Here is a 14,052-nt window from a genome sequence, read left to right on the forward strand (position 1 = left end):
GAGGTTTTATAGGCTTAAACCAACTCTAGTAAAGCTTGTTGAATTGTTTTGTAAATATAGGTTAAATCGTTTGTGGAAATACAATATGGAGGTACTAAATAAATAATATTTCCTAATGGACGCAACAAAATTCCTTTTTCTAAAAAATAAGGATAGAGTTTTTCGTGCATATCACTAAAATAGGATGTTTCTTCATCAGTTTTCCATTCCATTGCCAAAATAGTTCCACATTGACGAATGACTTTTACTTTTGGATGATGTTGAATAGATGAAATAAAAATTTGATGTTGCTGAATAATATTTTCTATTTGTTTTTGTGTCGATTCTTGCATCAATAAGTCAAGACTCGCTAGCGCAGCGGTACACGCCAAGGGACTTGCTGTAAATGAATGTCCGTGAAACAATGTTTTGTTTAAATCATCAGCATAAAAAGCTTGGTAAATCTCATTGGTACAAGTTGTCAACCCCAAAGGTAATGTTCCGCCTGTCAACCCTTTAGAAAAGCACATAATATCCGGCGTTTCTTTTAAATGATTTGCCGCAAACAATTTGCCTGTTCGTCCAAAACCAACAAATATTTCGTCTTGAATTAATAGAATTTTATTATTTCGACAACAACTCATTAATTCATCCAAATATTTAGCTTCATACATCAACATTCCTGCTGCCCCCTGTACCAAAGGTTCATAAATAAAACAAGCTACTTGATCAGCAATCTGCTCAATTTGAATTTTTATAGTTTCAATATTCTCTTCATTTGGTGTTTCAATAAAGAGTACATCAAACAATTTTTCACTAAAAGGTTCTGTCCAAATTCCTCTTCCACTAACAGACATCGCTCCAAACGTATCCCCATGATATGCATTTTTGAATGCAAGAATTACAGGTCTTTTTTCATTTTTATTGTAATGGTATTGTATGCACATTTTTAAGGCAACTTCTATCGCCGTTGACCCATTATCACTGTAAAATGATTTTTGCTGATTATCAGGTAAAAGAGCCAATAAGCGTTCTGATAATTCTACAGCTGGTTGATGCGTAAATCCAGCAAAAATAACATGCTCTAAAGTCGTTAATTGCTCATACATTTTTTGTGCAATATAAGGATGCGAATGCCCATGCAATGTCACCCACCAAGAAGATACTGCATCTATATATCGTTTATTATTTTCATCAAAAATATAGGTTCCTTCTCCTTTGACAATTGGTATTATGTGATCCGCCTTTTTCATTTGCGTATACGGATGCCAATTCACTTGTTGATCACGCTCTTTTAATGTGTACATGTTTGCTTTTTTTCTTGTTTAATCATTGGAACTAATCCCAAATTCTGAAACATTTTCATATCTTCTGTTACACCAGGATTTGGCGTAACCAATAACGTTTCTCGTTCTCCTGTAAAAATAGAGTTTGCTCCAGCCATAAAACACCAAGCTTGCTCTACTTCAGTCATTTCAATACGTCCTGCGCTTAAACGAACAACAGAAGCTGGCATTACGATACGTGCAGTTGCAATCATGCGAACCATATCCCAGATATCTACTTTTGGATTATCTTCTAAAGGAGTACCTTTTACCCTTGCTAATGCATTTACTGGGACAGATTCTGGGTGTTTTGGCATTGTTGCTAATGTCAACAACATAGAAATTCGATCCAAATGTGTTTCTCCCAGACCTATAATTCCACCCGAACAAACTGTAATTCCTGCTTTACGAACATTTTGAATCGTATTTATTCGGTTATCAAATTGACGAGTCGAAATAATTTCATCATAATATTCTTCAGATGTATCAAGATTATGGTTATAAGCATGCAAACCAGCTTCTTGTAAACGAATCGCTTGCTCTTCTGTTAACATTCCCAATGTGCAACAAACTTCTAAACCTAAATCATTTACTCCTTTCACCATTTCTATAATACGGTCAAAGTCTCTATTATTTCGTACTTCTCGCCATGCAGCAGCCATACAAAAACGTGATGAACCAGTTTCTTTCGCTTTTCTTGCATGAGCTAATACTGTTTCTGTTGGTAATAATGCTTGTACTTTAATATCCGTATGATAACGCGCAGCTTGTCCACAATATGAACAATCTTCAGGACATCCTCCTGTTTTAACAGACAACAACGTACAAACCTGTACTTCTCTAGCATTGTGCCACTCCCGATGTATAATTGAAGCTTGATAAACCAAATCTAATAATGGCTGATTGTATATTGTTTCAATTTCTGCTTTTGTCCAATTATGACGTATTTTCTGTTGTGTTTTCATTCTGTTGTTTTATTTTTTATGTGCTAAGTTCAATTCTTTGTAAACTATTTTCGCTAATTCACTTATTTCATTTGAGTTAATTGATTCGAACATTGGGATATTGATAATCGCAACTTCTGGTGGAATAGAATTTTTTATTGCACGAGAAGTATCTTCATCAAAATTTTCGTTAAAAACAAAATAGTCCACTTGAATGTTTCGAGTTTTTAAGGCTTCTAAAGTGAGTAAAGTATGATTGATACAACCCAAATAATTTGTTGCTACCACTATTGTTGACAAATTAAACTGATGAATAAGATCAATCATATAATCTTGTTCGTTAATTGGTACAAATAATCCGCCTGCTCCTTCTATTATCAAATTATTAGAAGTTTTTGGAATCTCAAAATCAGTTAGTTTTATCTCAATCCCTTCCTCTTTTGCCGATTGATGTGGGGAAGCAGCTTTTTTTAATTGATAACGTTCTGTATGAATTTTTAAATGAGAAGATGTTAAAGAGTTTACGAATTGACTATCCGACGATTCTAAATCACCTGATTGTATAGGTTTCCAATAATCTGCTTGCAAAGCTTCTACAAATACTGCAGAAACCATAGTTTTTCCGACTCCTGTTCCTATTCCTGTAACAAATAATTGTTTATTCATTTTCTTTAATTATTCTTGTTAATTCGTTGATTTCTTCTTGCGTATTAAAAGCATGTAAGCAAATTCGCAAAGGTTCTTTGCCTACCGCTACAGTTGGTGCAAAAACAGCGAAGGTGTTTATTTTCAGTTTCTCCAATTCATTTTTAATAAAAAGTAATTTAGATTTATTCTTAAATTTTAATACCTGAATAGGACTAATTTTGTCTGAAGTACTTATTATACTACTTGCACGAAAGTGTAAAATATTCTGTTGCAATTTTTCTTGCAAATGATTATTTTGATTAATGAAATGGTACCCTCTTTTAATGCCCACAATATGAGAATTTGGAAAAGCTGTTGTATAAATAAAAGGTGATGCATAATTGATCAAATAATCGATTAACAGTTGATCTGCTACTATTGCAGCACCAGACATTCCCATTGCTTTTCCGTAGGTTATGATAGTTGCAAAAACTTGATGTTGTAATCCTAATTGATGAATTAATCCATAACCAAATACACCAAAAGCATGTGCTTCATCTACTATTAAAACAGCATTATAATGTTGACATAAAGCAACGATTTCAATAAGAGGAGCAAAATCTCCATCCATAGAATACAAGCTTTCTACAGCAACAAAACAATTTCCATCTACTTTTTGCAACAGTTTTTCTAAATGAGCTAAATCGTTATGTTTAAATTTCAACTTTCTAGCATTCGATAATTTACAACCATCATGTACTGACCGATGTATATTTTCATCCACTAAAACGACATCATTACGCTTTAATATAGCCGAAAACAATGCTAAATTGGCATTATAACCAGACGAAAAAAATAAAGAAGCTTCTGTTTGATGTTCTTTCGCAATAAACTCTTCAACTTCTTTTATGTAATCAGAATTTCCACTAATCAATCTTGCTCCAGTAGAACCAAATAGTAAGGATGGATTATCATTTAATTCTTCAAGAATTTGCTGATGAAAGTCTTCATTTTTTGCTAATCCTAAATAATCATTACTAAAAAAATCTACAGAATCTGAATAAACTTTTAGCGATCTTCTTACTTCATTTTTTTCTCTTTCGAGTAAAGCAATATGAAGTCGATTATTGAATTGATACATGATTAATTTCTTTTTCTAGCTGCTCAATCCAATTATCAAATAATTCACTTTCCAACTGAATCACTTTTATTGCATAAAATTCCCAATCTTTATGAAATTCTTTTAATTGATGAATCATTTCTTCTAAATGACCTTCTTCTTCAAGAATAATAGATTTTACCATTACCTTTTGTTGATGATTAGTTAATACATTTTGATAAATAGGATACAATTCATCTGCCCTTACCTCTATTGCATAAGTCACAAAAAGATATGCTGTATATTTTAAATTATCTCCTTTTAGATTAAATTCACTTTTAAGTAAGCGACATACTCTAATATCTAATTCGTGCAAATAATACCTTGTTGCATTAAAAGCTAATAGATAGTTTGAATCATAATTTTCACAAGCATTAGGAATTAATTTATTAATTTGCTTCTTCAAATAATACGCATGACGATGCTCTTCTGCTGAATGTTTTAACTGAATAAGGTTAACCTGTGTTTTGTGTTCGCATGCCGAAATTTTTCTCGCACCAGCATTCTCCATATACGAAAGAGTATTTAACCACTTCACATGAATCTCTGGATTTGATACAATTTGATGTAATAAATTTTCCACTGTAAATTATTTCTGACAAAATTATTAGCTAAGTGGACTAGATTATTATACCAGTTTTTATTTATCAAATAGTCCGGCTACATATTTATGTAAATAACTAAAGTGATATTACAGAATTTAAGGAAGTTAATATTGAAGTAATTTGATTTGAAATTAAAAAAATAATTTTTAGATTTAAATAAAACTATTTCTTGAAGTTGGAATTTGAATGAATCCCTATTAAACTTGAGTTTAATAAGGATGTTTATTGAACAGAAAATAATAAAATTGGAAATTTATCAATTCAAACTCCTATACTCATTCGGGGTTAACCCCACTTTTTGCTTAAAGAGACGTGTAAAATGTTGTGGATATTTAAAACCCAATTCATAAGCAATTTGACTGATGGATTTATCTGCATCAAAAACCTTTTCTTTAGCAACATCTATCAATTTATTTTGCAAATATTCTTGTGCCGATTTTCCAGTTTCTTTTTTAATTAAATCACCAAAATAATTAGGCGATAAATGCAATTCTTCCGCAAAATGACTTACCGATGGAAAGCCAATGGTTTCAGCCTTATCAGAACTAAAATAATCGTTCAATAAAGTTTCAAACTTTTCAAGAATACCTTGGTTTACATTTTCTCTAGTAATGAATTGTCGGTCATAGAAACGTTCACAATAACTCAAAAATAATTCTATTGTTGATGTGATTAATTTTTTACTGTGTTTATCGATAGCATTTTGCAATTCAAATTCTATTTTCGAGAAAAAATCCAACACCATTTGCCTTTCTTTTGTCGATAAATGCAAAGCTTCATTCGATTTATAAGAGAAAAAATTATAGTCTAAAATATCTTTTGCTAATGGAGTTCCTTTAATTAAATCGGGATGAAAAACGAGTGCAAAACCTTTAGGCTGGTACAAATCTGTTTTATTGTCCACATCAATCACTTGTCCTGGCGCAATAAAAACCAAAGTGCCTTCTTGGTAATCATACGTCGCTCTTCCGTAACGCAAATCGCCACACACCACCTCTTTTAGAAATACAGTATACAAACCAAAATTCATCTTCACACCCGTTCTTGGTTGCGCTTTTGATAAATCGAGAATGCTCACAAAAGGATGCAACGTTTCATGATTATTAAAATCATTATAATCTTGTACCGTTTCAAAATTCATCACTTTTTCCATTGTTTTTCACATTTAATACTACAAAATTACACAATCTAACGAGCTGATAACTACATCTAAAACCAAATCAGTAATAATGGTAAGACAATCCGTAATTGATATACAAAGTGGTGTCTTTTTTGTACGGAATTTTGTATTGTTCAAAAGAAGTAGTTTAAATTTTAAATCATAAAAAATGAAAACATTAACATTAAATAACGGCGTAGAAATGCCCATATTAGGTTATGGCGTATTCCAAATTCCAGATTATGAAGAGTGTAAAAAAAGCGTATTAACGGCTTTAGAATTGGGTTACAGAAGCATTGATACGGCTCAAGCTTATGGTAACGAAAAGGCTGTTGGTGATGCCATAAAAGAAAGCGGTATTAAGCGTGAAGACTTGTTTATTACCACTAAACTATGGATTTCTGATTACGGTTACGAAAAAGCACAAAAAGCGTTTCAGCAATCGATGGAAAATTTACAGTTAGATTATTTGGATTTGTACTTGTTGCATCAGCCTTACAATGATATTTATGGTTCGTGGAAAGCAATGGAAGAATTGAACAAAGCGGGCAAAATAAAAGCCATTGGCGTTAGTAATTTTTACCCTGATCGATTGGTTGATTTAATTTCTTACAACGAAATAGCGCCTGCCGTGAATCAAATTGAAACCCATCCTTTTTTCCAACGCGATTACGACAACAAAATCATGAAAGAATACGGCGTTGCACACGAAAGTTGGGCACCTTTTGCTGAAGGTCAACACAATTTTTTTGAGAATGAAGTGCTTTCCGAAATCGGTAAAAAATACAACAAATCAGTTGCTCAAGTAACGCTTCGATGGATGATTCAGCGTGATATTGTGGTGATTCCGAAATCGGTTACACCATCAAGAATGAAACAAAATTTTGAGGTTTTCGATTTTGAATTGTCAGCAGAAGATATGGTGCAAATACAAAGCATCAACAGAAACGAAAGTAGTTTCTTCGATCATCGAGATGCCGATCGTGTAAAATGGTTTGCGGGTTTAGTAAGATAAAATCGCTGGCGAATCATTCATAAAATCCACTAAAAAACAAATCAACATGAACAGAAGAGATATTTTAAAAACCGCAGGTTTGGCCGCTGTTGGCACAGCTTTGTTGCCTTTTGGTTCTTTAGTACAAGCCGCTACAAAGAATGAAATTGAAAGCAATAATGAACTCAAAAGCCTTTCAAGCAAAAGAAAATTAGGGAAAACGTTGCAAGTTTCATCCGTTGGAATTGGGGTGCAAAATATGAGCAGAACTTATCAAACCACCATTCCTAATCGTCCCGAAATGCACAATATTATTCGCAAGGCTTTTGACAATGGATTGACATTTTACGATGCTGCCGAAGCGTATGGTCCTCACGAAGTGGAAAGAATTCTGGGTGAAGGCGTTGCTTCTTTCCGAAATGACATTGTTATTGCCACAAAATTTGGTTGGAACATCGATTTAGAAACAGGGAAACGTTTGCCTGGATTGAATAGCAAACCCGATCACATCAAAAAAGTGGTGGAAGGCATGCTAAAACGTCTAAAAACGGATCGTATTGATTTGTTGTATCAACATCGTGTCGATCCCGAAGTGCCGATTGAAGATGTGGTAGGTGTTATTAAAGAATTGATTAAACAAGGGAAATTGTTGCATTACGGCTTGTGCGAACCTGGTGTAGAAACCGTTAAACGTGCACATAGAGAACATCCAATGACGGCGATTCAAAACGAATATTCGTTGATTTGGCGAGGTCCCGAAGCCAAAATTATTCCACTTTGCGAAGAATTGGGAATTGGTTTTGTGCCTTGGAGTCCGCTGGGCGTTGGTTTTTTAACAGGTGCAATTGATGAAAATACGCGTTTTGCACAAGGCGATATTCGTGGAATTGAAAGCCGATTTTCTCCTGAAAATTTACCTAATAATTTAGCCTTAATTCAGCTTTTGAAAAAATGGAGCGTTCAGAAAAATGCCACTCCAGCGCAAATTTCGTTGGCGTGGTTGCTACATCAAAAACCGTTTATTGTTCCTATTCCGGGTACGACTCAAATGGCGCATATGAACGAGAATTTAGGGGCAGATCAAGTAAAATTTTCTCCAAGCGAATTCAAAAATTTTAATGATGAACTTAATAAAATCAACATCATCGGTGAACGTTTGCCAGCCGCAGTTTTACAATTTTCGGATGTGGAAGCTCCGCTGAAAAAATAAGTTTTCGAGAAATAGATATCTGAGCTTCTCAGAAAATAAAAAAGAGCTTTAGAGCAAAATAAAATTCGCTCGATTTCGTAAATTTGTTTGTTCAATAAAATTCTCAACGAAAATGGAAACAGCACAAGAAGAAAAACTAAAAACCATCAGTTATTCTGGTATTTTTTTGTCTTGCTTTTCAGATTACAGCGAAAAATGTATCCATTCAACCCCAGAACACACGTTGGTTTATTTGTATTCGGGCGAACAAGTGATTGAAGATCGGGATCATAAAATTGTGCTTAAATCGGGTGATTGTGCTTTTATACGAAGAGATCATCGATTAAAAATGTATAAAAATAGCGTTGGCGAAGATTTGTACCGTGGCATTTCACTTACATTTAAGCGACCTGTGTTGCGTGATTTTTATTCGAAAATGAATAAAGCCGAAATTCCACAAAATGTATCCTTAACAGATGAAAACGTCATTCCGTTAAAAAGAACACCTGCCGTAGAAAGTCTTTTTCAGTCGTTAACACCTTATTTTGATAGCAACATAAAGCCCACAGAAGGCGTTACGCGGTTGAAGTTGTTGGAGGCGATTTATACCTTGCTAAATGACAACGAGCAGTTGTATCCGATACTTTTTGATTTTGCCGACCCTTGGAAAGTTGATATCCTAGAGTTTTTGAATGAAAATTATATGGATGAGCTTTCGATGGAACAAATTGCTTCTTTTACAGGGAGAAGTTTGGCAACTTTTAAAAGAGATTTTAAGAAAATAAGCAATCTTACTCCACAAAAATGGTTGATAAAAAAACGTTTGGAAATGGCGTATATCAAGCTAAAAGAAGAACATAAAAAAGTGCAAGAGGTGTTTATAGAAGTTGGTTTTAAGAACCTTTCGCATTTTTCAACTGCTTTCAAAAAACAGTACGGCATGTCGCCAACGGAAATATAAAATTGAGCTTTTCAGAAAAGTAAATTGAGCCTTACAGCAAAACAGTTGTAAGGCTTTGTTGTTAATTTTGCTGTATAAAATTACAATAATGGAAGCAGTAGCAACAGATATTTTTCAAACACTTTTAACGGAAGGAGAAGCTTCTTCGCATCATCCCGAAATACATCGATTGGGGGAAGAATCTTACAAAACCAAAGCCCTTTTGTTGCAGATGAACAATACGGCGAATGCTAGTAATGTTCGCAGTTTGCTTAGTGAAATTACAGGGGAATACATTGACGAAAGTGTGGGAATTTTTACGCCATTTTACATCAATTACGGGAAAAATACCAAAATAGGAAAAGGTGTTTTTATCAATTTTAATTGTACTATCCTTGATTTGGGCGGTGTAAGGATTGAAGATGATGTTCAGATTGCCCCTAATGTGAGCATACTTTCCGAAGGTCATCCGTTGGATCCTACCCAAAGAAAAAACTTAAAAGTTGCGCCTATTCACATCAAAAAAAATGCATGGATTGGTGCGAACGCAACAATACTTCCAGGTGTAACCATTGGTGAAAATTCGGTAGTTGCTGCGGGTGCGGTGGTTTCCAAAAATGTGCCAGACAATGTAGTGGTAGGCGGAATTCCCGCTAAAATAATTAAACAAATCTAAAATGAAATCTAAATCAATTTGTACAACAATTCTCTCCTTGCTGTTTCTTTTAGTGGGAGCAGCATTTGCGCAAAATAAATCTAAAATCAATACAATGAACAACGACAAAAATCAATATACTTTTCAGTTGAGCGATCAAGTAACACGTCAAAAAGTAAGTTTCAAAAACCGTTATGGCATAACACTTTCGGGCGATTTGTATCTTCCTAAAAATAACGGAAACAAGCAACTTCCTGCCATTGTCATTTCGGGTCCTTTTGGTGCCGTGAAAGAGCAATCTTCGGGTTTGTACGCCAATCAAATGGCAGAACGTGGTTTTGTTGCCATTGCTTTTGATCCTTCATATACGGGCGAAAGTAGCGGAGAGCCAAGAAATGTAGCTTCATCAGATATCAATACCGAAGATTTTAGTGCAGCGGTAGATTTTCTTGGACTTCAAAAAAATGTGGACAGAAATAAAATTGGGATCATCGGCATTTGTGGTTTTGGAGGTTTTGCACTCAACGCAACCGCTGTAGATAAACGCGTGAAAGCTGTTGTAACAACCAGTATGTACGATATTCCGAGAGCAAGTTCGAAAGGATATTACGATAAAGTTACGTTGGATGAGCGCACAAAAACCTTAGAACAAATGAGTCTGCAACGTTGGAAAGATGCCGAAAATGGAAAAACGGCTTACGGAAATGGCCCTAATCCAGATGCTCTGAAAGGTGATGAACCTCAGTTTGTGAAAGATTATTTTGATTATTACAAAACAACAAGAGGTTTTCACGAACGCTCCATCAATTCTAATGCTGCATGGACGATGACAAATGGTTTTTCGCTGATGAATATGCCAATTTTAAGCTATATTAAAGAGATTTCGCCTCGACCTATTTTGTTAATTGCTGGAGAAAATGCACATTCCAAATATTTTAGCGAAGATATTTACAAAATGGCTGCCGAACCAAAGGAATTGATGATTATCCCCAACGCGGTTCATGTAGATTTGTATGACAAAATTGATATTATTCCATTTGCGAAAATGGAAGATTTTTTCAAAACGAATTTAAAATAGACCTTACACAAAGCAGAAGAGAAATCTTCAGTTTTTTTTGTATGAAATTATTTTGATCTTTCTATTTCATAAATTTTATTGAATACATTTAAATAATTATCTATAAACAAAATAACAATTATTTATATTACCTTTTTAGATTATTGTTAATAATGTTTTTTGTAAATATATTTGAGAAATAAAATATCTTAATTTACACTAAAACTTATGAAGAAAAAACTAATACTAATCTATGGTTTATTTAGCGGTATTGCGCACGCTCAAATAGGGATAAATACTGCAATTCCACAAGCTGTTTTCCATATAGATGGAGCAAATGATAACAATAAGACGAGCATTCCTACAGTTTTGCAATCAACTAATGATTTTGTTTTTACTGAAACAGGAAAAGTAGGCATTGGTACAATAAATCCCAATAGCGGACTACAAATGGATAACTCTTTATCTTTAGCTGTAAAGCTAGTCAAAACCAGTTATACGATTACAGATAATGATTACAGCATTATTTTTAATGGAATTGCAGATCCCAATAATATTCCAGTTCTTACCTTACCCAATGCATCAACATGTAAAGGTAGATTGTATAAAGTGACTAATCTAAATGGAGGAGAAAATGGAAAATTTATTTGGGATAATGATGGAAATCAAACAGAATATGGACTTCAATTTAATGAAGAAGTGATCTACGCACTTTTAGACGATGGTACTATTTTAAAATCTAATTCTATCTATAGGTTAGGAAATGCTGTTGCGGGAACTAAAGCTATTGCAGACCGAATTACAATACAAAGTGATGGTTTAAATTGGTATGTTATTGATTATTAAACTAAAACATATACTATTTCTTAAAAAAATACGAGCCTTAAGCTCGTATTTTTTTTATTAGAAATCGGTGTTATGAGCTTTAACGAAAAATTAAAAATCAGTAATAATGGTAAGAAATGCGGTAATTCATCTACCAATTTACTGAATCATAATCTTGAAATTTGTAGTATAAATTTAGGAAAATGAAAAAAAGACAATTAGGAAAAAGCGGATTAGAAGTTTCCGAATTAGGATTGGGATGCATGGGACTTACATTTGGTTACGGACCTGCAACCAATGAAAAACAAGCCATTGCATTAATTCAAAAAGCCTACGATTTAGGAATTACTTTTTTTGATACTGCCGAAGCGTACAGCCAAGGTGGAAACGAAGCATTGTTAGGAAAAGCCGTAAAATCTTTTCGAAATGAAGTGGTGTTGGCAACTAAGTTTGGTTTTAAAGAAGGTAGCCCTGCGAACGGATTGGATAGTCGTCCAGAAAGAATCCGTCAAGTGGTAGAAAACTCGTTGAAATATCTTCAAACAGATTATATCGATTTGCTTTACCAGCACCGAGTTGATCCCAATGTGCCCATGGAAGACGTAGCGGGAACAGTTAAAGAATTAATTGAAGAAGGAAAAGTGAAACATTTTGGTATGAGCGAAGCTAGTGTTGACAGCATTCGAAAAGCGCACGCCGTGTTGCCTGTAACCGCATTGCAGAGCGAATATTCTTTGTTTTGGAGACAACCCGAAAAAGACATTCTTCCCACTTTGGAAGAATTAGGAATTGGTTTTGTGCCTTTTAGTCCTTTAGGGAAAGGATTTTTAACGGGTGCAATTACTTCGGAAACCAAATTTGATGCGACCGATTTTAGAAATACGGTTCCTCGTTTTTCAGAAGAAAATCGTAACGCCAATCAAGCACTTGTAACTATGATGAACAGTTTAGCAGAGGAAAAAGAAACAACACCTGCTCAGATTGCTTTAGCGTGGTTATTGGCTCAAAAACCTTGGATTGCGCCAATTCCTGGAACAACAAAAATCAGTCGATTAGAAGAAAATGTTGGCGCAACAAATGTTGTGTTATCATCCGAAGATTTAATGAAAATTAATGAATTATCTAGCCAAATCGAAATTCATGGTGAGCGTTATGCAAAGGCTCAACAAAAAATGATTGATAAATAGTCTTTTTCTATTTTTCATAAAACGGCATTTCAATATGAAAACAAAGTTTAGTTTAATCGTCATTCTTTTTTCACTGTTTTTTACAACAGCATCGTGTCAATCGGATGATAAATTAGAGCAAGAAAATTTAGAAAACACCAATTTTGCAACAGACAAAATACTCATCATCTATCTTTCTCGTACCAAAAACACCAAAGCTGTTGCCGAAATGATTCATCAAAAAACAGGCGGTACCTTGTTGGAACTTGATGTAAAGAATCCTTATCCAACGGACTATAAAACGATGGTGGCGCAAGTGCAAAAAGAGAACGAAACCAATTTTCTGCCTGCGCTAAAATCCAAAATTGATCGTATCGAAACATATGACGTTATTTTTCTTGGTTTTCCCACTTGGGGGATGCAATTGCCAACACCGATGAAAAGTTTTTTGAACGAATATAATTTAAGCGGAAAAATCATTGTTCCTTTCAATACCAATGCGGGTTATGGAATAGGAAGCAGTTTTGAAACCGTGAAAAAATTAGCACCTACAAGTACCATTTTACAAGGTTTTTCAACACAAGGCGGTAAAGAAAGAGACGGTATTTTGTATGTGATGCAAGGTGAAAAAGAAATCCAAACACGCGACGCCATTCATCAATGGTTGAAAAAGCTAAAGTTTGTTGAGTAACATATTTAATCCAAAAAAAATGGTTAACATGAAATTATATCTGATTTTTTTAATGTTTTTCAGTATCACAGTAAATGCACAAAAAATGAATAATTTATTAGACAATCAAGAAAAAAATATCATCAAAATTGCCTCTTACACAGCGCAAGGCGATTTATCCAATTTAGAAAAAAAACTGAATTTGGCTCTTGATGAAAAACTAACAGTCAATCAAATCAAAGAAATTTTGATTCATACCTATGCTTATTGCGGATTTCCACGTAGCATTAGGGGTTTACAAACTTTTATGGAAGTTATAGAAGATCGAAAAGCAAAAGGATTAGTAGATGAAGAAGGAAATTCTGCTTCTCCAATTGTTTCCAACGATACCAAATACAATAGAGGAAAACATATTTTAGGAGAACTTACACAAACAGCACAGCCTGCACAGTTAAGCGGTTACTCAGCTTTTGCACCTACAATTGATGTGTTTTTGAAAGAACATTTATTTGCTGATATTTTCGAACGGGATGTTCTCAATTATGCACAAAGAGAATGGGTAACAGTATCGGTTATTAGTTCGATTGGTGATGCCGAACCGATGTTAAAAAGTCATTTAGAAATCGCTTTAAAACAAAACATCAAACCCGAAGAATTGCAAGAGTTTATCCAAATAATTAGCAAAACCGCTGGAAAAAAGAAAGCGAAGGCTGTAGAAAAAATAGTGAAAGAAGTTATCAATCATTACAAATAAAAAA

General features: G+C 34.0%; 15 protein-coding genes. 9 read left to right on the plus strand and 6 right to left on the minus strand.

Annotated features, from left to right (window positions below; genetic code table 11):
- Nucleotides 1-14 precede the first annotated feature (14 nt).
- From bioA to AC2I98_RS03360, 6 genes are all read right to left on the minus strand, one after another.
- Nucleotides 15-1,286, minus strand: a complete 1,272-nt coding sequence (bioA, locus tag AC2I98_RS03335) for an adenosylmethionine--8-amino-7-oxononanoate transaminase (RefSeq protein WP_486413215.1) — start codon at nucleotides 1,284-1,286, stop codon at nucleotides 15-17.
- Nucleotides 1,274-2,269 (minus strand): biotin synthase BioB, encoded by a 996-nt coding sequence (bioB, locus tag AC2I98_RS03340; RefSeq protein ID WP_486413216.1) that lies wholly within the window; start codon nucleotides 2,267-2,269, stop codon nucleotides 1,274-1,276. Before bioB ends, bioA begins: the two co-directional genes overlap by 13 nt.
- Before the next feature lie 9 nt (nucleotides 2,270-2,278).
- Nucleotides 2,279-2,914: a dethiobiotin synthase gene (bioD, locus tag AC2I98_RS03345; protein WP_486413217.1), complete on the minus strand. Its 636-nt coding sequence runs from the start codon at nucleotides 2,912-2,914 to the stop codon at nucleotides 2,279-2,281.
- Nucleotides 2,907-4,016, minus strand: coding sequence for an aminotransferase class I/II-fold pyridoxal phosphate-dependent enzyme (locus AC2I98_RS03350; RefSeq protein ID WP_486413218.1), 1,110 nt, complete (start codon nucleotides 4,014-4,016; stop codon nucleotides 2,907-2,909). The genes bioD and AC2I98_RS03350 overlap by 8 nt, the downstream gene beginning before the upstream one ends.
- A complete protein-coding gene (locus AC2I98_RS03355; RefSeq protein ID WP_486413219.1) occupies nucleotides 4,000-4,617 on the minus strand; it encodes a hypothetical protein in 618 nt (205 codons plus the stop codon). Before AC2I98_RS03355 ends, AC2I98_RS03350 begins: the two co-directional genes overlap by 17 nt.
- Before the next feature lie 278 nt (nucleotides 4,618-4,895).
- Complete coding sequence (locus AC2I98_RS03360) at nucleotides 4,896-5,792, minus strand: helix-turn-helix domain-containing protein (protein ID WP_486413220.1); 897 nt, start codon at nucleotides 5,790-5,792, stop codon at nucleotides 4,896-4,898.
- Nucleotides 5,793-5,967: 175 nt separating this feature from the next.
- On the opposite strand from AC2I98_RS03360, the gene AC2I98_RS03365 reads away from it, so the two are divergent.
- The 9 genes from AC2I98_RS03365 (at nucleotide 5,968) to AC2I98_RS03405 (ending at nucleotide 14,048) form a co-directional block, all read left to right on the plus strand.
- Nucleotides 5,968-6,813 (plus strand): aldo/keto reductase, encoded by an 846-nt coding sequence (locus tag AC2I98_RS03365; RefSeq protein WP_486413221.1) that lies wholly within the window; start codon nucleotides 5,968-5,970, stop codon nucleotides 6,811-6,813.
- 79 nt (nucleotides 6,814-6,892) lie between these two features.
- Nucleotides 6,893-8,002: an aldo/keto reductase gene (locus AC2I98_RS03370; RefSeq protein WP_486413222.1), complete on the plus strand. Its 1,110-nt coding sequence runs from the start codon at nucleotides 6,893-6,895 to the stop codon at nucleotides 8,000-8,002.
- A 112-nt stretch (nucleotides 8,003-8,114) separates the two neighbouring features.
- Nucleotides 8,115-8,942, plus strand: a complete 828-nt coding sequence (locus tag AC2I98_RS03375) for an AraC family transcriptional regulator (protein WP_486413223.1) — start codon at nucleotides 8,115-8,117, stop codon at nucleotides 8,940-8,942.
- A gap of 88 nt (nucleotides 8,943-9,030) precedes the next feature.
- Nucleotides 9,031-9,597, plus strand: coding sequence for a sugar O-acetyltransferase (locus AC2I98_RS03380; protein WP_486414057.1), 567 nt, complete (start codon nucleotides 9,031-9,033; stop codon nucleotides 9,595-9,597).
- Nucleotide 9,598: 1 nt separating this feature from the next.
- Nucleotides 9,599-10,654: an alpha/beta hydrolase gene (locus tag AC2I98_RS03385; RefSeq protein ID WP_486413224.1), complete on the plus strand. Its 1,056-nt coding sequence runs from the start codon at nucleotides 9,599-9,601 to the stop codon at nucleotides 10,652-10,654.
- A gap of 207 nt (nucleotides 10,655-10,861) precedes the next feature.
- Nucleotides 10,862-11,479: a hypothetical protein gene (locus AC2I98_RS03390; protein ID WP_486413225.1), complete on the plus strand. Its 618-nt coding sequence runs from the start codon at nucleotides 10,862-10,864 to the stop codon at nucleotides 11,477-11,479.
- 182 nt (nucleotides 11,480-11,661) lie between these two features.
- A complete protein-coding gene (locus tag AC2I98_RS03395) occupies nucleotides 11,662-12,645 on the plus strand; it encodes an aldo/keto reductase (RefSeq protein WP_486413226.1) in 984 nt (327 codons plus the stop codon).
- 34 nt (nucleotides 12,646-12,679) lie between these two features.
- The gene (locus AC2I98_RS03400; RefSeq protein WP_486413227.1) at nucleotides 12,680-13,315 is read left to right on the plus strand and encodes a flavodoxin; all 636 of its coding nucleotides are present in this window, start codon (nucleotides 12,680-12,682) and stop codon (nucleotides 13,313-13,315) included.
- 85 nt (nucleotides 13,316-13,400) lie between these two features.
- A complete protein-coding gene (locus AC2I98_RS03405; protein WP_486413228.1) occupies nucleotides 13,401-14,048 on the plus strand; it encodes a carboxymuconolactone decarboxylase family protein in 648 nt (215 codons plus the stop codon).
- Nucleotides 14,049-14,052: the final 4 nt, after the last annotated feature.

The sequence above is a fragment of the Empedobacter sp. EJD.6dd genome (genome assembly GCF_057369435.1).

What these genes read in the sequence shown, in the direction of transcription:
- bioA (WP_486413215.1), bottom strand. Translation starts at nt 1,286, where the DNA reads ATGTACACATTAAAAGAGCGTGATCAACAAGTGAATTGGCATCCGTAT.
- bioB (WP_486413216.1), bottom strand. Translation starts at nt 2,269, where the DNA reads ATGAAAACACAACAGAAAATACGTCATAATTGGACAAAAGCAGAAATT.
- bioD (WP_486413217.1), bottom strand. Translation starts at nt 2,914, where the DNA reads ATGAATAAACAATTATTTGTTACAGGAATAGGAACAGGAGTCGGAAAA.
- AC2I98_RS03350 (WP_486413218.1), bottom strand. Translation starts at nt 4,016, where the DNA reads ATGTATCAATTCAATAATCGACTTCATATTGCTTTACTCGAAAGAGAA.
- AC2I98_RS03360 (WP_486413220.1), bottom strand. Translation starts at nt 5,792, where the DNA reads ATGGAAAAAGTGATGAATTTTGAAACGGTACAAGATTATAATGATTTT.
- AC2I98_RS03365 (WP_486413221.1), top strand. Translation starts at nt 5,968, where the DNA reads ATGAAAACATTAACATTAAATAACGGCGTAGAAATGCCCATATTAGGT.
- AC2I98_RS03375 (WP_486413223.1), top strand. Translation starts at nt 8,115, where the DNA reads ATGGAAACAGCACAAGAAGAAAAACTAAAAACCATCAGTTATTCTGGT.
- AC2I98_RS03380 (WP_486414057.1), top strand. Translation starts at nt 9,031, where the DNA reads ATGGAAGCAGTAGCAACAGATATTTTTCAAACACTTTTAACGGAAGGA.
- AC2I98_RS03385 (WP_486413224.1), top strand. Translation starts at nt 9,599, where the DNA reads ATGAAATCTAAATCAATTTGTACAACAATTCTCTCCTTGCTGTTTCTT.
- AC2I98_RS03390 (WP_486413225.1), top strand. Translation starts at nt 10,862, where the DNA reads ATGAAGAAAAAACTAATACTAATCTATGGTTTATTTAGCGGTATTGCG.
- AC2I98_RS03395 (WP_486413226.1), top strand. Translation starts at nt 11,662, where the DNA reads ATGAAAAAAAGACAATTAGGAAAAAGCGGATTAGAAGTTTCCGAATTA.
- AC2I98_RS03400 (WP_486413227.1), top strand. Translation starts at nt 12,680, where the DNA reads ATGAAAACAAAGTTTAGTTTAATCGTCATTCTTTTTTCACTGTTTTTT.
- AC2I98_RS03405 (WP_486413228.1), top strand. Translation starts at nt 13,401, where the DNA reads ATGAATAATTTATTAGACAATCAAGAAAAAAATATCATCAAAATTGCC.